The following is a 26251-nucleotide window of genomic DNA, read 5'->3' as shown; positions in this document are numbered from 1 at the left end:
CTCCTTTAAAAACTCATACCACCATGTTATGAAGAAGATAACATTTTTTTCATCTCAATCATCTCTTTCGCGATGCGGGCGGCCGTCAAAAAGTCTTTTCTTCGCTCCGCTTCCGTCTTTTCTTGCTCTTTTTCCTTTAGCATTAACCATTTCGGGTGATTCAACACATGCCGGATGCAATCGGCAAGCTCCCGATCGGAAACGTCGTCTGCGACCAACAAAAGCGACAGCTCGCTCGCCAGCGTCCGCAACTCGCCGGGAAGCCGAGACATGAGCGCGCTGGGGTCGGCTTCATGCCCCTCTTCGTAAAAGGCATAAATGTAAGCAGCCAACGCCCGATGCTCTTCGATATTAAATCGGCCGCCGACCTGCTCCTGAACGATGAACGCCACATCGCGGCTCCGCATCATATGGGCAAGCAGCAACCGCTCGGCATTTTGAAAGGCCGGAAGCAATTTTTTCGTCAATGCCGGCCGGACCGGTTTTCCGCCGTCATTCACCTGCGGCTTTGGCTGTTCCGGCTTGGAGCGGGACAACTGTTCGTAAAGCGCGGAGAGCGACAACGAAAACTCATCCGCAAGCTGGCGCATATAATAATCTTTTTCCACCGGGCTCGACAGCTTGCTGATTTCTCGGAGCGCTTCCTCGATATAACGGAGCCGGTCGCCTTCTTCCTGCAAATTTTTTCCCCGCCGCAAACGATCCATTTTAAACGCCATGAGCGGCCGGGCGGCGGCGATCTCTTCGGCAAAACGGTCGGCGCCGCAAGTGCGTATATATTCATCTGGATCCAGCCCGTCCGGGAGCAACGCTACCTTCACGCGGCACCCGAACGCGCTCAATTGTTCGGCGGCGCGCCAGGCGGCTTCCGTTCCGGCGCTGTCGCCGTCATAGCAAATCGTGACCGTTTCCGCATGGCGGCGCAAAATGCGTGCCTGCTCCTCGGTCAGCGACGTTCCCATCGTTGCCACCACATAGTCAACGCCGGCCTGCACGGCAGAGATGACATCGGCAAACCCTTCAACGAGCAGCGCCTCTTGACGCTTGCGGATTGACACGCGCGCCTCGTGAAAAAAATACAAAAGCGTGCCTTTGCGGAAAATCGGCGTTTCTGGGCTGTTCATGTACTTTGGTTGCCCGTCGCCGAGCAGACGGCCGGAAAAACCAACCGTCTCGCCGCGATGATCATGGATCGGAAACATAATCCGATTCCGGAAGCGGTCGACGTATCGCCCGTCTTCTTTTTTCACCAACAAGCCCGCCTTTTCCATCAACACCAACGGAAACGAACGGCTCTCCAGCAACCTGACGGCGGCATCAGGAACATCCGGCGCATAGCCGATTTCAAATCGGTCGATCGTTTCTTTTGTCCACCCGCGCACCTGCAAATAATCGAGCGCGGCTTGTCCTTCTTTTGTATGGACAAGCAAATGATGGTAAAATCGTTTCAACAACGTGTGTGCTTCGACCATCGCCTTCGCCTCGTCGGCCCGGCTGCCATCACTCCCGCGGCTGTCCAGCTCATAGGCGGACAAGTCGATCCCTGCTTTGGCCGCAAGACGTTTCGCCGCTTCCACAAACGGAATGCCTTCGATATCCATTAAAAACGTAAAGGCATTCCCCCCTGCCCCGCAGCCGAAGCAGTGGAAAATTTGCTTTTCTGGGGAAACGGAAAACGATGGCGTCTTTTCTCCATGAAACGGGCATAAGCCAAAATAGTTGCGGCCTTGCTTTTTCAACTGGACGTATTCGCCAATGACGTCAACGATGTCAACGCCGCGGCGGATGGCTTCAATCGTTTCCTCGGGAATGCGATGTCCCATACGAACAACCCCGTATCGTATTTATTCTCGGCAGCAAGCCGATTTTCCTTTCCATTTCGACAAATTTTTTCAAAACGTTCGTTTCGCCCCCTTGCCCGTAAAGTCGGCTGGCTTGATCATCCGCTTCCCGCCCCTCAGCCCGCCGTCTGGACAAAGATTCATCAGAGCGGTGCATCTCGAAGATGCGCTTCGGTATATTATATTTCAGCAAGAAAAAGAAAATTTCACTTTTTTCTTGATGATCTTATGCAGCAGATGACCGCGCTCTCAAAGCAAGGGTTGCTTTACACCTCCTATTATTCTACACCATCGCAAAAAAATCCTGCTTTTTTGCCGAATGATTGACAACTTTGTCGAAAATCTTTTTTTCGTTCTTCTTGACAAGCGGCTATAAATAGTTTACTCGTCTCATGGCCGCTCTAAACCTATATAGGTCATTTTTCTCGCAATTTTTTATTATAATATAAGTGGCGGCAATATGCCATAAGAAAACGCACGACTCCAAATCAAGAAATCGTGCGGATGAGGCGAAGCTAGCGCTTCAACTTTTTCATAATGATGCTCGCCGTCTCTTCGACCGCCTTGTTCGTCACATCGATGACGTCGCAGCCGATTTTTTTCACGACTTCATCAAAATAAGCGAGCTCCTCTTTGATTCGATCCATATTGGCGTAAATCGCCTGGTCGTTCAGGCCGAGCGATTTCAGCCGCTCGCGGCGGATCGAAAGCAGTTTATCCGGACTGATTTTCAAGCCGAAGCATTTCCCCGGACCGACTCGAAACAGCTGCTCCGGCGGCTCGACCTCTGGAACGATCGGCACATTCGCCACTTTCAGCCGCTTATGCGCCAAATATTGCGACAGCGGTGTTTTCGATGTGCGCGATACGCCGATGAGCACGATATCGGCGCGCAAAATGCCGCGCGGGTCGCGCCCGTCATCGTATTTGACGGCAAATTCGATCGCTTCAATCTTTTTGAAGTAATCTTCGTCAAGTACGCGCACTTGACCCGGCTCATATCTTGGCGTCAGCTGGAACAAATTGCTCATCTTTTCAATGAGCGGACCGATGATATCGTATGCGACGACCCCTTCGCGCGCCGCTTCGGCGAGCAAGAATTCCCGCATCTCCGGAACGACGAGCGTAAACGCGATAATGGCGCGGTTCATTTTCGCTAAAGCGACGACTTCAGCCAATGTCGTTTTATCTTCCACATACGGGACGCGTTTCACTTGAATCGGCGAGGCGTGAAACTGGCTGGCCGCCGCTTTGACGACAAGCTCGGCCGTTTCCCCGCCGGAATCGGATACGACGTAAACAAGGCGCTGGTTCATTCTTCTCCTCCTTTGTTTGGATTTAGTCCTCTTTGGCTAGCGACACGAATGCTTTCGTTATATTCGTTTTCGTAATACGGCCGATCACTTCATATCCTTTCTCCGTTTTGCGCACGACCGGCATGGCATCGATCTGTTTTTCAATCAGCTGTTCAGCCACGTCAATGAGCGGGTCGTCCTTGTAGCAAACGGCGATGTTCGGCATCCGCGTCATAATAATATTGACCGGGATCGCCGTCAGTTCCTGCTTGCCGAGGCTTGCGCGCAACAAATCTTTGCGCGACAAAACGCCCGCAAGCAACGACTCGTCATCGACGACAAACAGCGTGCCGACGTCCTCTAGAAACATTGTGACGATCGCATCATAGACGCTCACATTCTCATTGACGACAACCGGAATCGATTGGTAATCCTCGACTTTCATCTTTTTCATTTTATCGGCGAACAGCTGCTTGCCGGTTTTTCCCGTATAGAAATAGCCGACGCGCGGCCGCGCTTCCAAGTAGCCAGCCATCGTCAAGATGGCCAAATCCGGCCGTAGCGTCGCCCTCGTTAAGTTCAGTTTCTCAGCGATGCTTTCTCCGGTGATCGGCCCGTAGTCTTTCACAATTTGCAAAATCTGCTCTTGGCGTTTATTTAGTTCGATCGTCGTTCACCACCTTGCCAAAAAAGGTCCCACACGCTATCACTCTCATTTATATTATACTACACGCCCCATTCACAATGAAAATGATGCTCCTTGCCCTCCGTCGGGGCTGAGCTTGTCTTTCAGTTCACCGATTTGCTGCAAAAAACGCTTCGTCTTCAGCGACAGGCCGGCATATTCATCATAATAGGCGGACAATACGGCGCCCAGCTCCATCTTTGTGCTTTCTTTCACCGATATGGATCCAAGCCGAGCAAGATCGATATGAAAAAAGAGGCGCAACAGCCGGACGGAAGCCGAAGAGAGCGGGAACCGATGGGGATCGGACGCCTCGCAGCGATGGCAAAGGAAGCCCGCCTCCTTGACGGAAAACGAGAAGCGCCCCTCCGTCGCCCCGCAGCGGGCACAACGGTCCAGCACCGGCGGAATGCCAAGCACTGCAAGCATTTTCATTTCGTAAATGAACGTCAAAATCTCTAAATCGCGGCCTTCGCTCATATATTGTAGTGTCTGCAAAAGAAGCTCAAACAAGTACGGATTGCGCTTTTGCTCTTCCGTGCTTTTGTCGGTGAGCTCTACAATATACACCGCATAGGCGGCGGCAAACAAATCTTCGCGCAGTGCCCGCATCGAGTCGATGAGCTCTCCCTGGTGAAGAACGCCGACGCCGCGGCTGCGGCGGATGACATAATGGCCATATGAGAGCGGCTGCGTAACAGCAGAAAGGCGGCTGCTTGGCTTTTTCGCTCCCCTTGCCATCGCAGCCACCTTTCCCCATTCTCGGGTAAACAATGTGACAATTTTATTTGTTTCGCCATAATCGACCGTCCGCATGACGATCGCTTCACACGTTTCGAACATCCCATCACCACCGCTTCTACCAACAACGATGCTACGAGATCGGCTGGTCGATTTCTTTCTGTTCAGCGTTTTGCTCTTCACCGCCAAACTGTTGCTCTCGTTCCAACTCTTTAAATAGGAGGTACGTGTCGATATTGCCTGTTTGGCTAAACAACTTCCACGTAAACTCAAGCATGGAATGACACCTCTTTCCGCCTGCAGGCATTGCGTATTGGTGGTTTACCTATAGGTTGGCTCAGGCAAAAACGGTTTATGTCGCGTAAAATTTTCTAACCGTCAATACTCGTCTTCACGGAACCCGAAATCACGCAGCTGCGAAAGGCGGTTGCGCCAGTCTTTTTGCACTTTGACCCACAGTTCCAAAAACACTTTGGATCCAAGCAGCGCTTCGATGTCAGCGCGCGCCCGCTGTCCGATTTCCTTCAGCATCCGGCCTTGCTTGCCGATGATGATTCCTTTTTGCGAATCGCGCTCCACAACGATCACCGCGCTAATATACACCGTTGGCGACCCTTCTCGCCGCTCGATGCGTTCGACGACGACAGCAATCGAGTGCGGAACTTCCTCGCGCGTTAAGTGAAGCGCTTTCTCGCGAATGAGCTCGGCGATGATAAACTGCTCCGGATGGTCAGTAATCTGGTCCGGCGGATAATATTGCGGCCCTTCCGGCAGCCGCTCTTTAATTTGCTCAAGCAGGCGGTCGACATTGTTCCCTTCAAGCGCCGAAATCGGCACGATTTCAGCAAACGGGTACAAATCTTTGTATCGGTCAATGAGCGGCAGCAATTCATCCGGATGGACGCGGTCGATCTTATTGATGACTAAAAACACCGGGGTGTCCACTTCTTTCAGCCGTTCGATGATGAACGCCTCACCGCGCCCAAATCCTTCCTCAGCATTGACCATAAACAAAATCAAATCCACTTCGCGAAGCGCATTGAGCGCCACTTTCATCATAAAGTCGCCGAGCTTATGCTTCGGTTTGTGCACCCCAGGCGTGTCGATAAAGATGATTTGCGCGTCATCGTCCGTGTACACGCCTTGAATCTTATTGCGCGTCGTTTGCGGTTTATCGCTCATAATCGCGATTTTTTGCCCGATGACGCGGTTTAAAAACGTCGACTTTCCTACGTTTGGTCTTCCGATAATGGCAACAAATCCTGATTTGTATCCTTCTTTACGCATGCAAATCCTCCGCTGAAAAAGCTTCTGGCAGCAATTCGCTGACTGTCATGACTTTCACATCGCCTTTGAGGTTGGCTAAAATGACTTTCATATCGCCGTGGCAAAGTTCGGCGATCACTTGGCGGCATGCGCCGCACGGCGGCACCGGGCGGGGAGTGTCGGCGATGACCGCAAGAGCAGTGAACTCCTTCTCCCCTTCCGAATATGCCTTAAACAACGCGGTCCGCTCCGCACAATTGCACACGCTGTAGGCGGCGTTTTCAATGTTGCAGCCGCGGTACACACTGCCGCCTTTCGTCAACAGCGCGGCGCCGACTGGAAACTTCGAGTACGGCACGTAGGCGAGTTCGCGCGCTTTTTTCGCTTCGACAATGAGCTGCTCAATCTCCACGAGTTGACTCTTCCTTTCCTGCAAGCAAACGCTGCTTTCTTTTATTTTACAAAAAAACGCCATCCATTTCATCATTTGAAATCAAAATGTAACAGAAAAATTCGAATTTTCTCTCTCATTCGTTTAGCGAAGATGCGGCCAAAACAGCAAAATGCCGATCACAACCGCAAATCCGGCCGCCGCGAGCACCGCCGCGGCAGCGATGTCTTTCGCCGCTTTCGCCAACGGATGAAACTCACCCGTCGCCAAATCGACGGCGCGCTCAATAGCCGTGTTGACAAGCTCAAGCGCAATGACCGTGCCGACCGCCATGAGCAGCACGATCCACTCCCAGCGCGACAGCCCAACGACCCACCCGGCGGCAAAGACGACAACAGCGGCCGCCAAGTGGAAGCGCAAATGAGCTTCCTCTTTCACCGCCGCCTTCATTCCCGCCCACGCCCAAGCAAACCGGTCTCGCTCTCGTTTGCCGCGCATTATCTTGTCAACCCGAACCTCGCCAAGATGTCTTCCTGCTTGGCGAACATGACGCGCTCTTCCTCTTCTGTCCCATGATCGTAACCAAGCAGGTGCAAGAAACCGTGCACAGCCAAAAACCCGAGCTCGCGCATGAACGAATGTCCATAGGCTGCCGCCTGCTCTTTTGCCTTCGGAATCGAAATGACGATATCGCCGAGCACCGGCGGCATATCAGCGCCGACGATGTGAACCTCTTCTTCCCCTTCCTCCTCAAGAGCAAACGAAAGCACATCGGTCGGCGCATCTTTGCCGCGATAGTCGCGATTCATCGCGCGGATGCGTTCGTTGTCCACAAATGTGACGCTCACCTCCGCCCCGTCCGGCACGTTTTCAAGGGCCGCCGCCTCGGCGAGCAGCCGCTCGATCGTCTCGATTTGCTCAGCGGTCACCTCGTTCGTTTCATCTAGAAAATCAATGTGAATGGTCATGCATGCTTCACCTTTTCCTTTCGTACTTCTGGGTATTCGATGCGCGAATGGAAGACGCCGTTTAAAGTCTCGCAAAGCGAACGGGCGACGAGTTCCAACTCCTTCAGCGTAATGTCGCACTCGTTCAGCTGGTTGTCCTGCAAGCGATCAGCGATGATCGACCGGACGATCTTCTCGATTTTTTCCTGCGACGGGTTGGATAGCGAGCGAACAGCCGCTTCGACGCTGTCGGCGATGTTGATGACCGCCGCTTCTTTCGTCTGCGGCTTCGGCCCGGGATAACGAAACTCCGCTTCCGAGACAAACTCGGTTTGCTCGCGCGCCTTATGATAAAAATACTTCAGCAGCGTCGTGCCGTGGTGCTGTTCGGCGATGTCGATGATCTCCTTCGGCAGCCGGTGCTTGCGCAGCAAAGCGACGCCGTCGGCGACATGGGCAATAATAATATTTTTGCTCAACTGCGGCGACAAATGGTCATGCGGATTGCCGCCTATTTGATTTTCGATGAAATAGCGCGGCCGCTTCGTCTTGCCGATGTCATGGTAGTAGCAGGCGACGCGCGCCAGCAAGCCGTCGGCGCCGATCGCCTCGCACGCCGCTTCGGCCAAATTGGCGACCATAATGCTATGATGGTACGTCCCCGGCGCTTCAGTGAGCAACTTGCGCAAGAGCGGATGGTTCGGATTGGACAGTTCAATGAGCCGAAGCGGCGACAAAATGCCAAACGCCGCCTCCAACACCGGCAAGAGACCGATCGTCAAAATGGCAGAAAAAACCCCTGAGGCCGCCGCCATCAGCACCAACAAGCCGATTTCCGTCGGCGAATAGCGGCCGTTTTTTAACAGCAACAGCGAAAAAAGCGAAACGATATTGACCGCGGCGACAAACACGCCGGCCCGCCAAATGTTCGCTTTCGCCAGCTCCTTTGGCAGACAAAACGTCCCGGCCAAGCCGCCGGCAAGAAAGTAAACAATCAACGACACCGACACCGCGCCGGCCGTTCCAATTTCCTCATTGAACAGCAAACTGCCGCACACTGCTCCGATGATGGTCGTCATCATCGCGAGCCGCTCTCCGAGCAAAATGCGGACGAGCATCGGCCCGAACGCCGCCGGCACAAGGTAACCGATGGAAACAGCGCCGCTAGATGGCAGAAGGCGAATGAGCGCCATTGTCGTCATCATCAACGCAAAAATGGCTGTATAAAGCGACAGCTTTTCATTCGTCGTTTCCGTCCGAAAATAATAAATGAGCGGAGCAAGCAGCAACAAAACGAACACCAAAAGCCCAGCGGCGGTCCAAGACGGACGCCCGCTCTCAAGCAAGCCGACCAGCTCGAGCCGGCGGTAAACATCATTCGTGATAAACTGTCCTTCCTCGACGATCACTTGCCCTTGCAAAATTTTCACCGGCTTCACTTCATCCATCGCCTGCCGCCGTTTTTCTTCCGTCGCCGCCCGATCGTAGACGACGTTCGGAATGACCGCCTGTCGGCAAAGCTTCGCGACCGCCTCGCGAAGCGGCGGCGACAGCGCAGCGTATTCAAGCTCTTTGGCCGCTTCCGCCCGCGCCGTGTCAAGTTCCGCTTGGGAAATGCGCTCGCTCATGACGGCATGCACCGCGGTCAAGGCGGCTTCCTTCGCCGTCTTGAGCTCCTCCGGCGAGGCGGCAAGCAGCCGTTGCCATTCAGCGGCAGACAGATAGGCAAGCCATTCCGGCGGCAGCCGTTCCTCAAGTTTGGCGATCATATCGCCGAGCGGGCGGTCCGGCTCCGCCTCGCGCTGCACGCTTTCAATCGCGGCAAACAGCGAGGAAAGAAGGTCGACCCGGTTTTCGGCATATTCTTTTTTTAACGTATAGACATCCGCTACTTTCGCCGCCGCCTCTTCTTTCAGCTTGGCGGTCGCCTCTTTGTCCTCGACCGTCACCGGCGAACGGATCGTTTCCTTCGCGACGTCAAACAGGCGCAGCTCATACTGGCGCGGCTTCACTTGCCAATACAAAACGGCAAACAACAGAACAGCCAAAAGCAAAAACAGCCAAAAGCGGACAAAGCGGACTGTTTTTGTCCGCTCAAGAAAAAAACGAAACCTTCCCACCGGTTTTCCCCTCGCTTTGCAAGAAAAGACCGATCCCGTCGCTCTCGTTCTATAAGCCCGCCTCATCATAGGCGTCAATAATTTTCGCGACGAGCGGATGGCGAACGACATCCGACTGTTCCAAAAACACAAAGGCGATGCCGCCAATGGAGGCCAAAATGCGCTTGGCGACCGAAAGCCCCGATTCGACGCCCTTCGGCAAGTCGACTTGGGAAATATCGCCGGTAATGACCATCTTCGAGCCGAAGCCGAGCCGGGTCAAAAACATTTTCATTTGCGCTGGCGTCGTATTTTGCGCCTCGTCAAGAATGACGAACGCATCCTCCAGCGTCCGGCCGCGCATATAGGCGAGTGGGGCGATTTCAATCGTGCCGCGCTCAATCAACCGCTGCGTATACTCCGCTCCCAACACATCGTTTAAGGCATCATACAGCGGGCGCAAATACGGGTCAACCTTCTCTTTTAAGTCGCCTGGCAAAAAGCCGAGGCTTTCTCCAGCCTCAACGGCCGGACGAGTCAAAATGATGCGCTTGACGCTGCCGTTTTTTAACGCCTTGACCGCCATGACGACCGCCAAATACGTTTTTCCGGTGCCGGCTGGGCCGATGCCGAACGTCAAGTCATACTGTTCAATTGCTGCAACATAATAGCGCTGGCCCAACGTTTTGACGCGGATCGGCTTCCCTTTGGCGTTTTTTGTAATCTCCTCGTCGTACAGTTGAACAAGGCCGTCAAGCGCTCCTTTTTTTGCAAGCTGAATGGCGTAAAGAACGTCGCGCTCGCTGACCGCCGCCCCTTTGCGAATGACGATCAATAAATGGCGAAGCAATTCATCAACGAGCTGAACTTGCTGCGGCGTGCCGGAGACGTTGACCGTTTCCCCGCGCGTCACAATCGACACGCCGAGCTCTTCCTCGATCCGTTTTAAATGGATGTCATGGACGCCAAAGAGCGCCGCCGCTTCCTGCGGGTTTCGCACATGTTGGCTGATCGTAACGAACTGCTCTGACATTCTCAATCTCCTTGGACGATGGGTTGTGGTACAGCAATATTTTCGATGACTTCGTAATGCAATTCTACCCTTACTTTACCATTCTCTTTCGCCTGATGCAAAACTTTTTCGCTGCGAATGGCCGCCTCCTCCGGCAATTTCGCCCGCAGCTCGCGGCGGGCGATCTCTTTCGCTTCCGCGAACGCTTCTTCCCACGTGTAGCGCCGCTTCACTTCTTCCGCCTCGCGGATCGTGATGCGCTCGTAATAGAGCGGCAAGTCCCATTTCCAAAAACGAAACGGCCGTTTTTCTGTCTCAACGATGGTATGGGCAAACACCGGCTTCTTCCATCCCCAAACAGGAATCAAAAGGCGCCCGATTCCGACATAATGCCGTTCGGTGAACTTGCCGGTCAACACATGAAACGTCGTCTCAAGCGGCAGGACGACCGTAGACTTGTACCATGTTTCGCCAAACACTTTCCCTGACGCCGGCACAAACTTCGTCCTCCCTTCAGCGCCGATAATGCCAGAAACAAGCAGCTGGCCTTTTTGCACATAGTCGTTGACGGAAACGAGCGGTTGTCCCTCTTCAACGAACAAATCAGCGATGACCGCCTCTTTTTTTGCCACGAGATGACGCGGCGGAATCGGTTTTTTCGGCTCCGGAATCTCTTTTTCAACGACGCGGAAGTGAAGCGACGTCCCTTTCCACTCAACGCCGACCCACGTGATGTCCGGAACGCGTTCCGTCAGCTTTTTTTGCAGCGTCTCCGGGTCATCAAGCAGAAACTGAAATGCGCCGCGCTCGACTCCCATTCGCTTTAACTCGCGGGCGATTTGATGCTCCGTCTCTGGAGCCGCCCCTTTGATTTCGATCTTCCAAACGATGTTCGAAAGCAAAAACACAATCGCTATAAAAAGGAGCAAGCCGAGCCAAAACCCGCTGTTCCGCCAGGCCTGCCGCCAAAAAAACGGCAGCCCGGTTCTCCCGACAAACGAAAGTTTGCATTCGCTTTGCCGGGCGACATGGCGCAGCCGTTTCACGTCGCTGAGCTTAATGAAAAACGTCGCGGTATCCGCGCTATGCTTTTTCACGTTCCAGACGGCAATCCCTTGGCGGACGCAGGCGTTGATCAACCGTTCGATCCCTTTCCCTCTCGCTTTGACCCGCACGCTGCCGGCGAGTGTGTCGACCCATTCGTTTTTCATCTCCGTTCCTCCTCGCTATTCATCTATATAAACGACTTGGCTGATTTTTCCTTCCAACAAAATTTCTTCCGGCAAAATCGTTTTAATCACAAACTGTTCGCCGCGGACAACGAGCTGTCCGTTCCGCAGCAAAAGGCGGAGCTCTTTATCGCTGAACGCGAGCAGCCCGCGGTGGTTTTCAATGTAAATATGTATGTGCCCAACCATCGTAATGCGGGGCAGATCCATCATAATGTCGGCGGGAAGTTCAAGCTTTTCCGCCATCCACCGCTTCATCTGCTGGCGCCATTTTTTCACCATCAAAAAGAACCCCCTTTCATCTCATATGTATGAGACAAAAGGGGGTTCTAGCACCGCTTTTCAAAAACAACGGGCCTGCCTGCCGGCAAGGCCCATTGCATTTATGACAGCTGTTGTTGGACAAGTTTGTTGACGAGCGAACCATCCGCTCTTCCTTTCACTTTCGGCATGATCGCGCCCATCACTTTTCCCATATCCGCTTTCGAAGAGGCGCCGACTTCCTTGATCGTCTGCTCGATCAATTCGCGCAGCTCGTCCTCTGTCAGCGGCGTTGGCATATACGATTGAACAATTTCAATTTCGGTTTTCACTTTTTCGACAAGATCTGAACGGCCAGCGTTTTCAAATTCTTGGAGGGAGTCTTTACGCTGTTTCAGTTCGCGAGAAAGAACCGTCAGCTCTTCGTCTTCCGAGAGCGGGCTTTTGCCGAGCTTGATCGCTTCGTTTTGCAGCGCCGCTTTCAGCATCCGGAGAACAGACAGTTTTTCTTTCTCCTTGTTTTTCATCGCCTGCTTCATATCGTCATTCAAACGATCGAGAAGACTCACCGATTATACACCCTCTTTAATGCATGCTCTTAGTGCTTGCGCTTTCTAGCCGCCTCAGATTTTTTCTTCCGTCTGACGCTTGGCTTTTCATAAAATTCGCGCTTTCTCACTTCTTGCAAAGTGCCCGTTTTCGAAACGGCACGCTTGAAGCGACGAAGAGCGTCGTCGATCGACTCATTTTTGCGAACGATCGTTTTGGACATCCTGCTTCCCTCCCTCCGAACAACAACCATTGCATATTGTACTTGTCAATTATAATACATGCTGACAGAAAAGGTCAATAAAAAAAAGCAGCGGCGGCCTGCTGGCCGCCTCTTCCCCGCGCTGAAAAAACGGTCATCACCCGCGGACAAGGCCCATACATATAGGGTGAAAGGGGAGTCGCCCATGGGGTCGTTTCTGATGCTGTTTGCCATTTACACCGCTTTGTTTCTTCTTGGCATGTTTATGATGAAAGCTGGGCTTTACACGTTGTCCGGCCATCGATTAAAACGGTGGCTCATGCGCTTTACCGCCACGCCGCTGCAAGGATTTGCCGCCGGTTTGGCGACGACCGCTCTCCTGCAAAGCAGCTCAGCGGTGATGGTGATGACGGTCGGCCTTGTCGCCGCCGGCTACTTGTCGTTCCGCCAATCGATCGGCATCATTTTAGGCAGCAACATCGGCTCGACGGTCACGACCGAGCTGATGACGCTTGATATCGGCGATGGCGCCATCCCACTTCTTGTCAGCGGCGCGCTGCTTGTTTTTTTCGGCCGCCATCGCCTTGTTCTCGGCATCGGCATGACCACTGTCGGCCTCGCCGCTGTGCTGTTTGCCATGGACGGCTTTGGCAGCCTCGCTAAACCGCTTGCCGCCTATCCGTTCGTTGATGCATGGCTTAAAGAAACGAACCGATCCGTCGCTGTCGGCCTTCTTGTCGGCATCGTCCTCACCGCTCTCGTTCATTCGAGCGCGGCAACGATCGGCATCGCCATGGGATTTTTAAACGAACAGCTGTTGACGCTGTCCGCGGCGATTGCTCTGTTGCTTGGCGCCAACATCGGTACGTGCATCACCGGGCTTTTGGCTTCGATCGGCTCCAGCAAAGAGGCCCAGCTGACCGCCTACACCCATCTATGGCTGAACGTCGTCGGCGCCGCTTTGTTCGCCTTTTGGACCGAGCCGCTCGCCAGTTTTGCCGCCAGGCTCAGCCCAGCGCCTGATGTGCAGCTCGCTCATGTGAGCGTCTTGTTCAACGTCATTTGCTCAGTGGCTGCTCTTCGATTTGTCGGCGCCATCGAAAAGGTCATTCTGTTTTTGCATGACCGAAACCGGGCTTAGTAGTCAGCGCGGCCCGTCCCGCCGGTGACGATCGCCACCCCAGAGCTTGTGCCGATGCGCGTCGCGCCGGCGTTGATCATCGCCTCAGCGGTTTTCCAGTCACGGACGCCGCCTGATGCTTTGACGCCTGCTCTGTCGCCGACCGTTTTCCGCATCAGCGCCACATCCTCCACCGTCGCACCTCCGCCGGAAAACCCGGTCGACGTTTTCACATAATCAGCGCCGGCTTTCACTGCGAGCTGGCAGGCGCGCACTTTTTCCTCATCGGTCAAAAGCGCCGTTTCAACGATCACTTTGACAAGCGCCCTGCCAGCCGCCGCTTCGACAACCGCACGAATGTCGCGCTCGACAAGCTCGTCTTGCCCGCTTTTTAACGCGCCGATGTTGATCACCATGTCGACTTCGCGAGCGCCGTTTTCGATGGCGTTCGTTGTTTCAAACGCCTTTGTTTCCGGCGTCGTTGCCCCAAGTGGAAAGCCGATGACCGTGCAGACGCGGACATCCGTGCCGGAAAGCTCGCGCGCCGCCGTTTTCACCCACGTTGGGTTGACGCACACGGAAGCAAAGCCGTATTGCTTTGCTTCCGTGCACAGTTGCACGATTTGTTGTTCTGTCGCTTCCGGTTTGAGCAGCGTATGATCGATCATTTTCGCGATATTCATCGTCATTCGGAGAAACTCCTTTCTGCCATTTCCGTCAAGATGGAAAGTATGACGTCTACCATCATACCATGCTCCCTCGACAAAAACTAGCCATCCGTATTGTCTCCGGAAAAAGACAGAAAAAACCCAGCAACTAGGCTGGGTTATGAGCTCCATTTGACCGAACGGGCCATTTCATCCGGCACAACGCGGACGAACTCTCCTTCATTGTACGGATAGCCGGCTTTCGTAATCTTCACTTTGACAAGTTCACCGACCATTTCCTCGGTTGCCGGGAAGCGGACTTTCAAATAGTTGTCTGTATAGCCGACGTACAAATCCGGCCGCTCTTTGTCGCGCTCTTCCGGAATGACTTCGAGCACTTGCCCTTCAAACCGGGAGGCGTACTCTTTCGCCAATTGGTCGGACAGAGCGATCAAGCGGCGGACGCGGTCATGCTTCGTTTCTTCATCGATTTGGTTCGGCATGCGCGCCGCCGGCGTGCCGGTCCGCTTCGAATAAGGAAAGACATGCAGTTCGGAAAACCGTTGTTCACGAATAAAGTTGTACGTCTCTATAAATTCGTCTTCCGTCTCGCCTGGGAAACCGACGATGACGTCAGAAGTCACCGCCAGCTCTGGAAACACTTCGCGCAGCCGGGCGAGCCGCTCCGCGTAAAATTCCACCGTATATTTGCGGCGCATCCGCTTGAGCACCGTATTCGACCCAGACTGGAGCGGAATGTGCAAATGGCGGACGATTTTCTCCGACCGCTTCAGCACATCAATCACTTCATCGGTGATTTGGCTCGCCTCAATCGACGAAATGCGGAGCCGCTTCAGCCCCGGCACTTGCTCGTCCAAATCGCGCAACAAGGACGCAAAGTTATAGTCTTTCAGATCGGTGCCATAGCCGCCTGTATGAATGCCGGTCAGAACGATTTCTTTATAGCCGGCGGCGACGAGCTGGCGCGCCTGGCGAATGATTTCCTGCGGATCGCGCGAGCGCATTAAGCCGCGCGCCCACGGGATGATGCAAAACGTGCAGAAGTTGTTGCACCCTTCTTGGATCTTAAGCGACGCCCGCGTCCGATCAGTGAATTCCGGCACATCCATCTCCTCAAAAACGCGCGTTTTCATAATGTTGTGAACAGCGTTGATCGGCTGGCGCTCGCGCTGGAATTGCTCGATGTAATCCAAAATTTTATGCCGGTCTTGCGTGCCGATGACAATATCAACGCCCGGAATGGCCATGACCTCAGCCGGCGATGTTTGCGCATAGCAGCCGGTCACGCAGACGACGGCGTCCGGATTGCGGCGCACCGCACGACGGATGACTTGACGGCTCTTTTTATCGCCGGTGTTCGTCACCGTGCACGTGTTGATCACATACACATCCGCACGGCTTTCAAACTCTTTTCGCTCGTAGCCGGCTTTTTTAAACAGCTGCCAAATCGCTTCGGTTTCGTAATGATTGACTTTGCAGCCTAGTGTATGAAAAGCCACTGTCGGCATCTTGTTCACCTCACTCTGCCCCCCGCTTAGGGATCAGCGGGACCGAACTTTTATAAGAAACAGCCAATGTTGCTCACTAAGCGCGCTCCGCTTCGCCGTTCGGCGCGCGCAGCTCCCATTCATAAGAGGCGGCGGAAAGCAAATAGAGCGGAGCTGTTTCGGTCCGCAAAATGCGCGGCCCAAGGCTGCACGGCGAAAAGCCGTGCTGCCGAAGCTGTTCTGCTTCTTCCGGACTGAACCCGCCTTCTGGCCCGAAAACAGCCAGCAACGCGCCGCCCGGACGGAGGCGGGAAAGAAGCGCCGGAAGCGCGGCATGCCGGGCGTTTCGCGCCTCTTTTTCGTAGGCAAACAGCCGAACATCGACCGTTTGGCCAAAGGAGAGGAGCTCGACAAACGAAAGCGGCGCCCGCACGTCCGGCACCACCGTTCGTTCAGCCTGCTCAGCCGCTTCTTTCGCGATTTTTTTCCATCGCTCGACTTTTTTCTCCGCCTTTTTCGCGTCCCATTTCACGACCGACCGGGCGGCTTCGAACGGAAGAAAGCCGGCGGCGCCGAGCTCTGTTCCTTTTTGGATGACGAGCTCCCACTTTTCGCCTTTCGGCAGCCCTTGGGCGATGTAGATGCGCACCGGCAGCTCGCTTCGCTCCTCTTTCCATTGTACAATACGGGCTTGCACATGCTCATTGGCAATTTGTTCAATTTCACACACCGCCGTGCGCCCGTCTGGAAAGACGCAAATGATCCCGTCCCCCGGCTTCATGCGCATGACGCGGGCGATATGATAGGCATCATCGCCGCTGATCGCGACGATCCCGCCTTGTTGCGCCTGGCCGGAAACGAAATAGCGCTGCACAGCCATCCCTTCTTTGCTTACGGTTTCAGGGCGACAACCGCCACCCAGTCTTCCATCACGTTGATTTCCTCAATGGCAAAGCCGGCGGCAAGCAACCCGTCTTTGACGTCCTGCTTTTTCGCCTGAATGATGCCAGACGTGATGAAGCGGCCGCCTGGCTTTAACAACCGGTAGGCGTCACCAGTAAAGCGCAAAATGATTTCCGCTAAAATATTGGCGACGATCACATCAGCCGGTTCCTCGATATGGTCGAGCAAATTGTTTTGTGAGACCGTTACGACATGCTGCACCTTATTGAGCTTCACGTTCAGCCGCGCGCTGTCGACCGCCACCGGGTCCAAATCGAGCGCCCGCACCGACTGAGCGCCAAGCATCGCTGCGGCGATGCTTAAAATGCCGGAGCCGGTGCCGACGTCAATGACATGATCGCCGGGGCGCACATACTTTTCGAGCGCCTGCAGACACATGACCGTTGTCGGGTGCGTGCCGGTCCCAAACGCCATGCCCGGATCCATTTCGATGATCAGCTCATCACTAGACGCCGGCTCGTACGTTTCCCACGTCGGCACGATCGTAAACTTTTCGGACACTTTCACCGGGTGATAATGCTTTTTCCACGCCGTTGCCCATTCCTCTTCGTTTACTTCGCTCAATGTAATTTTATTTTTGCCAAGGTCGATATCATACAGCCATAAATTGTTAATCGCCTGCTTAATTTGTTCGACCGTTTCGCCAAGAAAACTGTTGACCGGCAAATATGCCTTAATGATCACCCCTTCTTCCGGATAGTCGTCCGGGTTGAGCTCGACGATCTCGCCGTACCAGTCGTCCCGTTCTTTGACCAAATCGTATGGGTCTTCGATGACGACGCCGCCGGCGCCCGCTTCATGCAAAATGTTCGAAATCGCCTCGACCGCCTCATGCGTCGTATGAATGCTGATTTCTGACCATTTCATCGCGCTTACGCTTCTCCTTTAAACGCCTTTTTGACTTTCTCAAAAAAACGGCCGTGCGGCCCGTCGTGCATCGTGTCTCCGCCGAGCCGTTCAAACTCGCGCAGCAGCTGCTTTTGCTTTTCGGTCAGCTTCGTCGGCGTCACAACGCGGACAATGACGTGCTGATCGCCTTGGCCGTAGCCCCGTACGTTCGGCACCCCTTTTCCCTTCAAGCGGAAGCGCGTGCCCGTTTGCGTGCCGGCCGGGATTTTCAGCTTCACATGGCCATGGAGCGTCGGCACTTCGATCTCATCGCCGAGCGCCGCCTGGGCGAACGACAACGGCACTTCGCAATAAATATCGTCGCCGTCGCGTTTGAAAAACTCATGTGGTTCGACTCGGAAGATGATGTACAAATCGCCCGGGGGCCCGCCATTGACCCCTGGCTCCCCTTGGCCGGCGACGCGCAGCTGCTGGCCGTCGTCGACGCCGGCTGGAATTTTGACGTGAATTTTTTTCCGCCGTTTGACGCGTCCCGTGCCGCCGCACGTTGGGCATTTCTCCGGAATGTACCGGCCCGTGCCACCGCAGACGGGGCATGTCCGGCGGTTGACGATGCGGCCAAATGGCGTCGCTTGTTCGCTTGTCACTTGCCCGCTGCCGTGGCAATGCGGACAAGACGTCGGGCTTGTGCCCGGTTTCGCTCCGCTGCCCTGGCACGTGTCGCACGTCTCTTCCCGCGGAATTTCAATTTCCGTTTCTTTTCCGAACGCCGCTTCTTCAAACGTAAGCGTCATCATATACTCGACATCCGCGCCTTTGCGCGGACCGCTCGCCCGCCTGCGCGGACCGGCGCCGAAAAACGTTTCAAAAATATCTTCAAAACCGCCAAAGCCGCTAAAGCCGCCGAAATCAAACCCTCCGCCTTGGAATCCGCCGCCGCCAAACGTTTCGTTCGGGTCGGCATGGCCAAAGCGGTCGTAGCGGGCCCGCTTTTCATCATCGCTTAACACTTCGTACGCCTCTTTAATTTCCTTAAACTTCTCCGCGGCGTCCGGGGCTTTGTTCACATCTGGATGATACTGCTTTGAAAGCTTTCGATACGCTTTTTTGATCTCGTCTTTCGTCGCGTTTTTGCTGACGCCGAGAATCTCGTAATAATCGCGCTTCGCCATCGTTGATCATCCACTCCCGATTCACTCACATAAATTTAATTTTATCATTTCCCTCTGCGGCAAGGCAATATGTCAATGCTAGAAAAAAAGTCAAAGCCAAGGCAGGCCTGACTTTGACTTTCGGTTGCATTATTTATCGTCGTTCACTTCTTCAAACTCGGCGTCCACCACGTTGTCTTTATGATTGGCAGCGCCGCCTTGCGATCCTGCACTTTGCGCCTGTTTCGCCGCTTGTTCATACAGCTTGATCGACAGCTGCTGCACCGCTTCTTGCAGCGCGTCTTTTTTCTTGCGGATGTCGTCGATGTCGTTTTTCTCGAGCGCCGCTTTCAACGCCTCTTTCGCATCCTGCGCCTTCTTGATCTCATCGGCGCTCACTTTTCCTTCGACTTCTTTGATCGTTTTGTCGGTCATGAAAATGAGCTGGTCGGCTTCGTTGCGCAACTCGGCGGCTTCTTTCCGCTTCCGGTCGGCTTCGGCGTTTTCTTCCGCTTCTTTAATCATGCGCTGAATTTCTTCTTCCGACAGGCCGGACGACGATTTGATCGTAATCGACTGCTCTTTGTTCGTTCCTAAATCTTTGGCGCGCACGTGAACGATGCCGTTGGCGTCAATATCAAACGTCACTTCAATTTGCGGCACGCCGCGCGGCGCCGGCGGAATGCCGGTCAGCTGAAAGCGGCCGAGCGATTTGTTGTCCGCCGCCATCGGGCGCTCTCCTTGCAAAACGTGAATGTCGACCGTCGTTTGATTGTCAGCCGCCGTTGTGAACACTTGCGATTTGCTTGTCGGGATCGTCGTGTTCCGTTCGATCAGTTTCGTAAATACGCCGCCCATCGTTTCAATGCCAAGCGAAAGCGGGGTCACGTCAAGCAGGACGACATCTTTCACTTCGCCAGCGATCACCCCGCCCTGGATCGCCGCACCGATGGCAACGACTTCGTCCGGGTTGACGCCTTTGTGCGGCTCTTTGCCAAGCTCGCGCTTGATCGCTTCTTGGACAGCTGGAATGCGCGTCGAACCGCCGACCAAAATGACTTTATCAATATCGGCTGGCGTCAAGCCGGCGTCTTGAAGCGCCTGGCGGACCGGCCCCATCGTCCGCTCGACGAGGTGGGCGGACAACTCTTCAAATTTCGCTCTTGTCAACGTCATTTCCAAATGGAGCGGACCGTTTTCATTGGCGCTGATAAACGGAAGCGAAATTTGTGTCTGCGTGACGCCGGACAGCTCTTTTTTCGCTTTTTCCGCGGCATCTTTCAAGCGTTGGAGCGCCATTTTGTCTTTCGACAAATCGATGCCGTGCTCTTGCTTGAACTGATTGACCAAATAATCGATGATCACTTGGTCGAAGTCGTCGCCTCCCAAATGGTTGTCGCCGGCCGTCGCCTTCACTTCAAACACGCCGTCGCCAAGCTCCAAAATCGAGACGTCAAACGTCCCGCCGCCTAAGTCATAGACGAGAATCGTTTGGTCTTCTTCTTTATCAAGGCCGTAAGCAAGCGCCGCGGCCGTCGGCTCGTTGATGATGCGCTCGACTTCGAGGCCGGCGATGCGGCCGGCATCTTTCGTCGCTTGGCGCTGGGCGTCGTTGAAATACGCCGGCACCGTGATGACCGCACGCGTCACCGGCTCGCCCAAATAGTCTTCGGCGTACGACTTCAAGTATTGCAAAATGATCGCCGAAATTTCTTGCGGCGTATATTGCTTCCCTTCGATTTCGACTTTGTAATCCGTCCCCATATGGCGCTTGATCGAGATGATCGTGTTCGGGTTCGTGATCGCTTGCCGTTTGGCGACTTCGCCGACTAGGCGTTCGCCGTTTTTAAACGCGACGACCGACGGGGTCGTGCGGTTTCCTTCCGGATTCGGAATGACTTTCACTTCGCCGCCTTCTAACACGGCGACGCAAGAGTTCGTCGTTCCTAAGTCGATGCCGATAATTTTGCTCATCACTGATCACCCTCCGTTTCCGTTTATTGGCTTACTTTGACCATGGCGGGCCGCAGCACGCGGTCTTTCAGCTTATAACCTTTTTGCAGCTCCTCAACAACCGTGTTCGGCTCATAGCCTTCCGCTTCCGCCTGCATGACGGCTTGGTGCAAATAAGGGTCAAACGGCTTTCCGACCGCCTCGATCGCCTCGACGCCTTCTTTCTTCAAGGCGTCAACAAGCGACCGGTACACCATTTCCATCCCTTGCAAAATCGATTTCGCCTGTTCGTTGTCCGTCTCTATTTTCAACGCGCGTTCAAAGTTGTCAAGCACCGGAAGCAAATCGCTCGCCAAGCTTTGGGCGCGGTATTTTTCAGCCGCTTCCATCTCCTGGCGCGTCCGGCGGCGGAAGTTTTCAAAATCGGCGTACAGGCGGAGATACCGGTGTTCCATCTCTGAAAGCTTCGCTTCCAATTCGGCGATCTGCGCCTTGGCCGCCGCCAACTCCTCGGCCGTTGGCGCTTTTTCCGCCGGCTCCGCCGCTTCCTCCCCACCGGCCTCTTCAAGCGGAACGCCGCCTGATTCCCCCTCGGGCTGCGGGGCGGCTTCTTCCTCGATCGGTTGCTCCCGCTCCGGCTCATCGTATGTAGCTTGTTCCATCACTTGTTTTTCTCCTTGCTCCATCGCTTTCACCTCCCTGCCGGGGCTCTTCCCTTTTATGTATCAATGGCCACAAGGAAAGGATGGATGCGCGATCCATCCGTTATCCAATATGGCCATTCTTATTGACTTTGATACCATTTCGCGAGCGCGGCCGACAAATCGGAAGCGACACGGTTTAAGACAGTGATGACGCGCGAGTATTCCATGCGCGTTGGACCAAGAATCGCGATCGCCCCGAGCGGCTCATCGCCGACCGAATACGTCGCTGTAATCAAGCTGCAGTTTTCCATGCCGCGCAGTTCGTTTTCATGCCCGATCGAAACCCGCACTCCTTTTTGGGTTTGCTTGCGGAGCAGGCGATAAATGTCTTTTTCCTGCTCAATGATGTCCAGAAGCGGGCGCACTTTTTGGATGTCGCTGAACTCCGGCTGGTTGAGCATATTCGCCTTGCCGGCGAAAAACACTTTTTCTTCTTCAGGGGCATCGAGCGTCTCAATGAGCGTATTGAGCACGCTGTCGTAGTTGCGGATGTGCCGGCGCAATACGTCGGCCACTTCCGTCTCCATTTTTTCTTTCAAATCAATGAGCGGAACGCCGTTCAACCGCTCGTTGAAAATGTTGACCATTTTTTCGAGGTCGCCTGCGTCCATCGATGACGGAATCGTCACGACCCGGTTTTCAACATGGCCGGTGTCCGTCACGACGATGGCGACGGCTGTCTGTTCGTTGAGCGGAACGATTTGCATCCGCTTCAGTTTGCTTTCTTTAAACGTCGGCCCGAGCGCGATGGATGTATAGTTCGTCAGCTCGGATAAAATTTGCGCCGACTTTTGCATCAGTTTTTCCAGCTCATAGATGCGCTCGGCAAACACGGAGCGGATTTTTTGAATGTCCGCCCTTGTCAGCCGCTGCGGCGGCAGCAAATGGTCGACGTAGTAGCGGTACCCTTTTTCCGACGGCACACGGCCGGAAGAAATGTGCGTTTTTTCAATATAGCCGAGCTCCTCCAAATCCGCCATCTCATTGCGGATCGTCGCCGAGCTGAACGCGATTTGATGCTTTTTCGATAACGTCCGCGAACCGACCGGCTGCCCAGAACGAATGAAATCGTCGATAATCACCTGCAAAATCAGCAGTTGGCGGTCCGTTAGCACGTGTCTCACCTCTGTTAGCACTCGAACAATTCGAGTGCTAAATCTACTACTAGGGTAGCAAATCGCCCGGCAAATGTCAATGTTTACATTTCGCCGAGGAACGCGGCAAACACTTCATTGCCGAGCAGCTTGCCTCGTTTGGTCAAGCGGATGTGAGTCTCCGTTTCCTCGAGGCGTCCGTTTTCGATTTCCCGGCGGATCGCCGCGCCAAATATGTCGTGGAGGTCGCGGCCGAACTTTTGCCGAAAGCAGGCTTTGGACACCCCTTCCGTTTTGCGCAGCCCTAAAAACATTTCCTCTTCCATCTGCTCGCGAGTGGTCAAGCGGCGCACGTCGCGGTGCGGCCATTGGCCGCGTTCGATCGCGCTGATGTAATGCCGGATGGGACCGATATTCGCCCGCCGCACCCCGTCGATATAGCTGTGCGCCCCAGCGCCGATGCCGTAGTACTCCTCATTGTTCCAGTACGTCAAGTTGTGCCGGCTTTCAAATCCCGGCAAAGCATAGTTGCTGATTTCGTATTGCCGATAGCCAGCGGCAGCCATCTGCTCCATCGCTGCTTCGTACATCTCGGCTTCCATCTCTTCGCCCGGTAGACGGAGCCGCCCTTTCCGCCATTCGTTATAAAAAATCGTCCTTGGCTCCAAAATGAGGGAATAAGCAGAAAGATGCGGCACATGAAGCGAAAACGCCGCTTCTAAATCGGCCGTAAACTGCTCAAGCGTCTGCCCCGGCAAACCGTACATTACATCAATGCTGATGTTCTGAAACCCGACTTCTCTGGCCAACGCTACAGCCCGTATGACGTCGCCTCGCCGGTGCGTGCGGCCGATCGTTTGCAGAAGCTGATCGTCAAATGTCTGCACCCCCAGGCTCAGCCGATTCACTCCGGCATCGCGCAAAATAGCGAGCTTTTCTTTCGTCAAGCCGTCCGGGTTGGCTTCGACGGTAAATTCGGCCGTTTGCGGGTCAAACTGAAAATGGCGGTGGATGCTCGCAAGCAAACAGCCGAGCTGCGCCGGCCCAAGCACCGTCGGCGTGCCGCCGCCGATAAACAGCGTCTTGAGTTGGCTGCCAAATTCCGCCGCCGTCCACGCCATTTCTTTGTCCATCGCCCGCAAATAGTCGTCAATCGGCTGGCCGGCGGCGAATACTTTGTTAAAATCGCAATAATGGCAAATATGGGCGCAAAATGGAATATGAAAATACGCTGAAACGGCCATCGGTCCTCCTCCTTTCAGCCGGCGGCGCCGCAGGAAACAAACAAGGCTATCCCCAACGGAGACAGCCTTGCTCGTTATTTTTTCTGGTCGTCGATTTTCAAGACGGCCATAAACGCTTCTTGCGGCACTTCGACCGACCCGATTTGTTTCATCCGCTTCTTTCCTTCTTTTTGCTTCTCAAGCAGCTTCCGCTTCCGCGACACGTCGCCGCCGTAACATTTTGCGAGCACGTTTTTGCGCAACGCTTTGATTGTCGAACGGGCGATGACCTTGTTGCCGATCGCCGCCTGCACCGGCACTTCAAATTGCTGGCGTGGAATCAAATCTTTCAGCTTTTCAACGATCGCTTTGCCGCGCTCGTACGCAGAGTCGCGATGGACGATAAACGATAAGGCATCGATTTTTTCGCCGTTTAGCAAAATATCCATCTTGACGAGATTGGACGGCCGGTAGCCGATCAATTCGTAGTCGAATGACGCGTACCCTTTTGTGTTCGACTTTAAAGCGTCGAAAAAGTCGTAGACGATCTCGGAGAGCGGAATATCGTAAATGAGCATGACGCGCTTTTCATCCAAATATTGCATATCGACAAACGTGCCGCGCTTTCCTTGACACAGCTCCATCACCGGACCGACATAGTCGTTTGGCACCATGATCGTCGCTTTCACATACGGTTCTTCAATGCGGTCGATTTTTTGCGGGTCGGGCATGTTCGTCGGGTTGTCGACGTCAACTTCCGTTCCGTCGGTCAAATGCACCTTGTAAACGACGCTCGGCGCGGTCGTGATCAAATCGATATGAAATTCGCGCTCGAGCCGCTCTTGGATGATTTCCATATGAAGCAAGCCGAGAAATCCACAGCGGAAGCCGAACCCAAGCGCCTGCGACGTTTCCGGCTCAAAGTGGAGCGCCGCATCGTTCAATTGCAGCTTCTCGAGCGCCTCGCGCAAATCGTTGTAGCGCGCCGTATCGATCGGATACATCCCGCAAAACACCATCGGATTGAGCTTCCGATAGCCCGGGAGCGGTTCAGCTGCCGGCCGTTCGGCATCGGTGATCGTATCGCCGACGCGCGTATCTTTCACGTTTTTAATCGAGGCGGTCAAATAGCCGACATCACCGACCGTCAATTCGTCGACGACTTTTTGCTTCGGCGTGAACACGCCGACTTCCGTCACTTCAAACTCTTTGCCGGTCGACATCATTTTAATGCGCTGCCCTGGCTTCACCGTTCCGTCGACGACGCGGACATAGGCGACGACGCCGCGGTACGGGTCATAAAGGGAATCAAAAATGAGCGCCTTCAGCGGCGCATCCGGATCACCCGAGGGAGCCGGAATTTTTTCGACGATTTTTTCCAAAATTTCTTCGATGCCGATGCCGACTTTGGCCGAAGCAAGCACCGCGTCAGAGGCGTCCAAACCGATGACATCCTCAATTTCTTGACGCACCCGCTCCGGTTCAGCGCTTGGCAAATCGATTTTGTTAATGACCGGCAAAATTTCTAAATTGTTGTCGATCGCCAAATACACGTTGGCGAGCGTCTGCGCTTCAATGCCTTGCGCCGCATCGACGACCAAAATCGCCCCTTCGCAAGCGGCCAAGCTGCGCGACACTTCGTACGTAAAGTCGACGTGGCCCGGCGTGTCGATCAAATGGAAAATATACTCTTCGCCATTTTTCGCTTTATATGTCAACTGAACCGCATTCAATTTAATCGTGATGCCGCGCTCGCGCTCAAGCTCCATCGTATCGAGCGTCTGCTCGCGCAATTCACGCTCCGACAGCGCCCCCGTCTTTTCCAAAATGCGGTCCGCCAGCGTCGATTTTCCGTGGTCAATGTGAGCAATAATCGAAAAATTGCGGATCCGTTCCTGCCGTTTCAACCGTTCTTCCCGGTTCATCGTCTCTCACTCCTGCTTCTTCGCAAAACTACACTAGCTTTGATTATAGCAACAGCGCGAAGAAGATTCAATGATGAACGAAAAGCCAAGCCGCCGTTCGGGCTTTCCGGAAAGACGCGAAACGGCCAGAGCCGCGCCAAGAAAACAATCGACAATATGGAAAGCGCAGCACTTTGTGCTCCAGCCGGCGGACGGCGTCCAAAAGAAAAAGCCGCCATTGTGACGGCACGTTCCTGTTTCGTCCGCACATGAACGGGCTAGTCCAACACCCGGCCGACGAGCGAAAACAGCATTTCCATGAGCGCGGTGACGGCATCGGCAAAAAGTTGGCCGAGCCTAGAGAACAAGTTGAACGTTTTCAGCTCGCGAATCGTTTCTTGCTTTTCTCCTAAATCTCCAGCAACGACCGGCCGGCCAAACACCGCCGCTTCCACCTCACCATTTTCCCTTTTTTTCATATCGATGACGGATGGAAACGACGGATCGGCATAACCGCGCATCCGTTCCATGCCGCGATGCGCCTCTTGCATGCCAAACAACACGCCGAAAAAAAGAAGAAAGATCGCTAGAGTAAAGCGGATGAACCATCGTGCCAT

General features: G+C 54.3%; 27 protein-coding genes. 1 reads left to right on the top strand and 26 read right to left on the bottom strand.

Annotation, left to right across the window (positions count from 1 at the left end):
• Window positions 1-26: 26 nt before the first annotated feature.
• The 15 genes from dnaG to rpsU all read right to left on the bottom strand — a co-directional run bounded on the left by dnaG (window position 27) and on the right by rpsU (window position 12539).
• The gene (gene dnaG, locus ACVX3G_RS07985) at window positions 27-1823 is read right to left on the bottom strand and encodes a DNA primase (protein ID WP_011231963.1); all 1797 of its coding nucleotides are present in this window, start codon (window positions 1821-1823) and stop codon (window positions 27-29) included.
• Between the two features lie 533 nt (window positions 1824-2356).
• A complete protein-coding gene (locus ACVX3G_RS07980) occupies window positions 2357-3157 on the bottom strand; it encodes a pyruvate, water dikinase regulatory protein (RefSeq protein WP_014196367.1) in 801 nt (266 codons plus the stop codon).
• Window positions 3158-3179: 22 nt separating this feature from the next.
• Complete coding sequence (gene ccpN / locus ACVX3G_RS07975) at window positions 3180-3803, bottom strand: transcriptional regulator CcpN (RefSeq protein WP_272945229.1); 624 nt, start codon at window positions 3801-3803, stop codon at window positions 3180-3182.
• Between the two features lie 72 nt (window positions 3804-3875).
• Complete coding sequence (gene recO / locus ACVX3G_RS07970) at window positions 3876-4664, bottom strand: DNA repair protein RecO (protein WP_011231966.1); 789 nt, start codon at window positions 4662-4664, stop codon at window positions 3876-3878.
• Window positions 4665-4695: 31 nt separating this feature from the next.
• Window positions 4696-4839 carry a YqzL family protein gene (locus tag ACVX3G_RS07965; protein WP_011231967.1) on the bottom strand — a complete coding sequence of 48 codons (144 nt, stop codon included), beginning with the start codon at window positions 4837-4839 and terminating at the stop codon, window positions 4696-4698.
• Between the two features lie 101 nt (window positions 4840-4940).
• The gene (gene era / locus ACVX3G_RS07960) at window positions 4941-5849 is read right to left on the bottom strand and encodes a GTPase Era (protein WP_014196368.1); all 909 of its coding nucleotides are present in this window, start codon (window positions 5847-5849) and stop codon (window positions 4941-4943) included.
• Window positions 5842-6240 (bottom strand): cytidine deaminase, encoded by a 399-nt coding sequence (locus tag ACVX3G_RS07955; protein ID WP_021322326.1) that lies wholly within the window; start codon window positions 6238-6240, stop codon window positions 5842-5844. Before ACVX3G_RS07955 ends, era begins: the two co-directional genes overlap by 8 nt.
• 123 nt (window positions 6241-6363) lie before the next feature.
• Entirely contained in the window at window positions 6364-6717 is a 354-nt protein-coding gene (locus ACVX3G_RS07950) for a diacylglycerol kinase family protein (RefSeq protein WP_011231970.1), read from the bottom strand.
• Window positions 6717-7187 carry an rRNA maturation RNase YbeY gene (ybeY, locus tag ACVX3G_RS07945; protein ID WP_011231971.1) on the bottom strand — a complete coding sequence of 157 codons (471 nt, stop codon included), beginning with the start codon at window positions 7185-7187 and terminating at the stop codon, window positions 6717-6719. Before ybeY ends, ACVX3G_RS07950 begins: the two co-directional genes overlap by 1 nt.
• Complete coding sequence (locus ACVX3G_RS07940; RefSeq protein ID WP_011231972.1) at window positions 7184-9286, bottom strand: HD family phosphohydrolase; 2103 nt, start codon at window positions 9284-9286, stop codon at window positions 7184-7186. Before ACVX3G_RS07940 ends, ybeY begins: the two co-directional genes overlap by 4 nt.
• A gap of 49 nt (window positions 9287-9335) precedes the next feature.
• Window positions 9336-10298, bottom strand: a complete 963-nt coding sequence (locus ACVX3G_RS07935; protein ID WP_011231973.1) for a PhoH family protein — start codon at window positions 10296-10298, stop codon at window positions 9336-9338.
• 2 nt (window positions 10299-10300) lie between these two features.
• Complete coding sequence (gene yqfD, locus ACVX3G_RS07930; RefSeq protein WP_014196371.1) at window positions 10301-11488, bottom strand: sporulation protein YqfD; 1188 nt, start codon at window positions 11486-11488, stop codon at window positions 10301-10303.
• A 15-nt stretch (window positions 11489-11503) separates the two neighbouring features.
• Window positions 11504-11788: a sporulation protein YqfC gene (gene yqfC / locus ACVX3G_RS07925; protein WP_013144709.1), complete on the bottom strand. Its 285-nt coding sequence runs from the start codon at window positions 11786-11788 to the stop codon at window positions 11504-11506.
• Window positions 11789-11889: 101 nt separating this feature from the next.
• Window positions 11890-12336: a GatB/YqeY domain-containing protein gene (locus ACVX3G_RS07920; RefSeq protein WP_011231976.1), complete on the bottom strand. Its 447-nt coding sequence runs from the start codon at window positions 12334-12336 to the stop codon at window positions 11890-11892.
• Window positions 12337-12365: 29 nt separating this feature from the next.
• Entirely contained in the window at window positions 12366-12539 is a 174-nt protein-coding gene (gene rpsU / locus ACVX3G_RS07915) for a 30S ribosomal protein S21 (protein WP_008879912.1), read from the bottom strand.
• Between the two features lie 184 nt (window positions 12540-12723).
• On the opposite strand from rpsU, the gene ACVX3G_RS07910 reads away from it, so the two are divergent.
• Window positions 12724-13659, top strand: coding sequence for a Na/Pi symporter (locus ACVX3G_RS07910; protein WP_014196372.1), 936 nt, complete (start codon window positions 12724-12726; stop codon window positions 13657-13659).
• On the opposite strand, the gene deoC is transcribed toward ACVX3G_RS07910, so the two are convergent.
• From deoC to ACVX3G_RS07855, 11 genes are all read right to left on the bottom strand, one after another.
• The gene (gene deoC / locus ACVX3G_RS07905; RefSeq protein ID WP_014196373.1) at window positions 13656-14327 is read right to left on the bottom strand and encodes a deoxyribose-phosphate aldolase; all 672 of its coding nucleotides are present in this window, start codon (window positions 14325-14327) and stop codon (window positions 13656-13658) included. The genes ACVX3G_RS07910 and deoC overlap by 4 nt on opposite strands.
• Before the next feature lie 137 nt (window positions 14328-14464).
• Window positions 14465-15814: a tRNA (N(6)-L-threonylcarbamoyladenosine(37)-C(2))-methylthiotransferase MtaB gene (gene mtaB, locus ACVX3G_RS07900; RefSeq protein ID WP_014196374.1), complete on the bottom strand. Its 1350-nt coding sequence runs from the start codon at window positions 15812-15814 to the stop codon at window positions 14465-14467.
• A 76-nt stretch (window positions 15815-15890) separates the two neighbouring features.
• Complete coding sequence (locus tag ACVX3G_RS07895; protein ID WP_011231980.1) at window positions 15891-16667, bottom strand: 16S rRNA (uracil(1498)-N(3))-methyltransferase; 777 nt, start codon at window positions 16665-16667, stop codon at window positions 15891-15893.
• Between the two features lie 17 nt (window positions 16668-16684).
• A complete protein-coding gene (gene prmA / locus ACVX3G_RS07890; RefSeq protein WP_014196376.1) occupies window positions 16685-17623 on the bottom strand; it encodes a 50S ribosomal protein L11 methyltransferase in 939 nt (312 codons plus the stop codon).
• A gap of 5 nt (window positions 17624-17628) precedes the next feature.
• On the bottom strand, window positions 17629-18777 hold the full coding sequence (gene dnaJ, locus ACVX3G_RS07885; RefSeq protein WP_011231982.1) for a molecular chaperone DnaJ: 1149 nt from the start codon (window positions 18775-18777) through the stop codon (window positions 17629-17631).
• A 129-nt stretch (window positions 18778-18906) separates the two neighbouring features.
• A complete protein-coding gene (dnaK, locus tag ACVX3G_RS07880; RefSeq protein WP_013144701.1) occupies window positions 18907-20730 on the bottom strand; it encodes a molecular chaperone DnaK in 1824 nt (607 codons plus the stop codon).
• A gap of 23 nt (window positions 20731-20753) precedes the next feature.
• Window positions 20754-21395, bottom strand: coding sequence for a nucleotide exchange factor GrpE (gene grpE, locus ACVX3G_RS07875; protein WP_013524168.1), 642 nt, complete (start codon window positions 21393-21395; stop codon window positions 20754-20756).
• 98 nt (window positions 21396-21493) lie between these two features.
• The gene (gene hrcA / locus ACVX3G_RS07870; RefSeq protein ID WP_014196378.1) at window positions 21494-22528 is read right to left on the bottom strand and encodes a heat-inducible transcriptional repressor HrcA; all 1035 of its coding nucleotides are present in this window, start codon (window positions 22526-22528) and stop codon (window positions 21494-21496) included.
• Between the two features lie 83 nt (window positions 22529-22611).
• Entirely contained in the window at window positions 22612-23751 is a 1140-nt protein-coding gene (hemW, locus tag ACVX3G_RS07865) for a radical SAM family heme chaperone HemW (protein ID WP_081130541.1), read from the bottom strand.
• 74 nt (window positions 23752-23825) lie between these two features.
• Window positions 23826-25655 carry a translation elongation factor 4 gene (gene lepA / locus ACVX3G_RS07860; RefSeq protein ID WP_011231987.1) on the bottom strand — a complete coding sequence of 610 codons (1830 nt, stop codon included), beginning with the start codon at window positions 25653-25655 and terminating at the stop codon, window positions 23826-23828.
• 257 nt (window positions 25656-25912) lie between these two features.
• Complete coding sequence (locus tag ACVX3G_RS07855) at window positions 25913-26251, bottom strand: YqxA family protein (protein WP_011231988.1); 339 nt, start codon at window positions 26249-26251, stop codon at window positions 25913-25915.

This window comes from Geobacillus sp. PLS 41 (assembly GCF_056494105.1).
The sequence above is the reverse complement of the archived record's forward strand: the minus strand, read 5'-3'. Positions and strand labels throughout refer to the sequence as shown.

Excerpts from the sequence above, each read along its gene's own strand:
- era (WP_014196368.1), bottom strand. The coding sequence starts at position 5,849 with ATGCGTAAAGAAGGATACAAATCAGGATTTGTTGCCATTATCGGAAGA.
- ACVX3G_RS07965 (WP_011231967.1), bottom strand. The coding sequence starts at position 4,839 with ATGCTTGAGTTTACGTGGAAGTTGTTTAGCCAAACAGGCAATATCGAC.
- mtaB (WP_014196374.1), bottom strand. The coding sequence starts at position 15,814 with ATGCCGACAGTGGCTTTTCATACACTAGGCTGCAAAGTCAATCATTAC.
- yqfD (WP_014196371.1), bottom strand. The coding sequence starts at position 11,488 with ATGAAAAACGAATGGGTCGACACACTCGCCGGCAGCGTGCGGGTCAAA.
- lepA (WP_011231987.1), bottom strand. The coding sequence starts at position 25,655 with ATGAACCGGGAAGAACGGTTGAAACGGCAGGAACGGATCCGCAATTTT.
- ACVX3G_RS07950 (WP_011231970.1), bottom strand. The coding sequence starts at position 6,717 with ATGCGCGGCAAACGAGAGCGAGACCGGTTTGCTTGGGCGTGGGCGGGA.
- yqfC (WP_013144709.1), bottom strand. The coding sequence starts at position 11,788 with ATGGTGAAAAAATGGCGCCAGCAGATGAAGCGGTGGATGGCGGAAAAG.
- grpE (WP_013524168.1), bottom strand. The coding sequence starts at position 21,395 with ATGGAGCAAGGAGAAAAACAAGTGATGGAACAAGCTACATACGATGAG.
- ybeY (WP_011231971.1), bottom strand. The coding sequence starts at position 7,187 with ATGACCATTCACATTGATTTTCTAGATGAAACGAACGAGGTGACCGCT.
- dnaK (WP_013144701.1), bottom strand. The coding sequence starts at position 20,730 with ATGAGCAAAATTATCGGCATCGACTTAGGAACGACGAACTCTTGCGTC.
- ACVX3G_RS07980 (WP_014196367.1), bottom strand. The coding sequence starts at position 3,157 with ATGAACCAGCGCCTTGTTTACGTCGTATCCGATTCCGGCGGGGAAACG.
- ACVX3G_RS07855 (WP_011231988.1), bottom strand. The coding sequence starts at position 26,251 with ATGGCACGATGGTTCATCCGCTTTACTCTAGCGATCTTTCTTCTTTTT.
- recO (WP_011231966.1), bottom strand. The coding sequence starts at position 4,664 with ATGTTCGAAACGTGTGAAGCGATCGTCATGCGGACGGTCGATTATGGC.
- ACVX3G_RS07935 (WP_011231973.1), bottom strand. The coding sequence starts at position 10,298 with ATGTCAGAGCAGTTCGTTACGATCAGCCAACATGTGCGAAACCCGCAG.
- dnaJ (WP_011231982.1), bottom strand. The coding sequence starts at position 18,777 with ATGGCGAAGCGCGATTATTACGAGATTCTCGGCGTCAGCAAAAACGCG.
- rpsU (WP_008879912.1), bottom strand. The coding sequence starts at position 12,539 with ATGTCCAAAACGATCGTTCGCAAAAATGAGTCGATCGACGACGCTCTT.
- hemW (WP_081130541.1), bottom strand. The coding sequence starts at position 23,751 with ATGGCCGTTTCAGCGTATTTTCATATTCCATTTTGCGCCCATATTTGC.
- prmA (WP_014196376.1), bottom strand. The coding sequence starts at position 17,623 with ATGAAATGGTCAGAAATCAGCATTCATACGACGCATGAGGCGGTCGAG.
- dnaG (WP_011231963.1), bottom strand. The coding sequence starts at position 1,823 with ATGGGACATCGCATTCCCGAGGAAACGATTGAAGCCATCCGCCGCGGC.
- deoC (WP_014196373.1), bottom strand. The coding sequence starts at position 14,327 with ATGACGATGAATATCGCGAAAATGATCGATCATACGCTGCTCAAACCG.
- ACVX3G_RS07910 (WP_014196372.1), top strand. The coding sequence starts at position 12,724 with ATGGGGTCGTTTCTGATGCTGTTTGCCATTTACACCGCTTTGTTTCTT.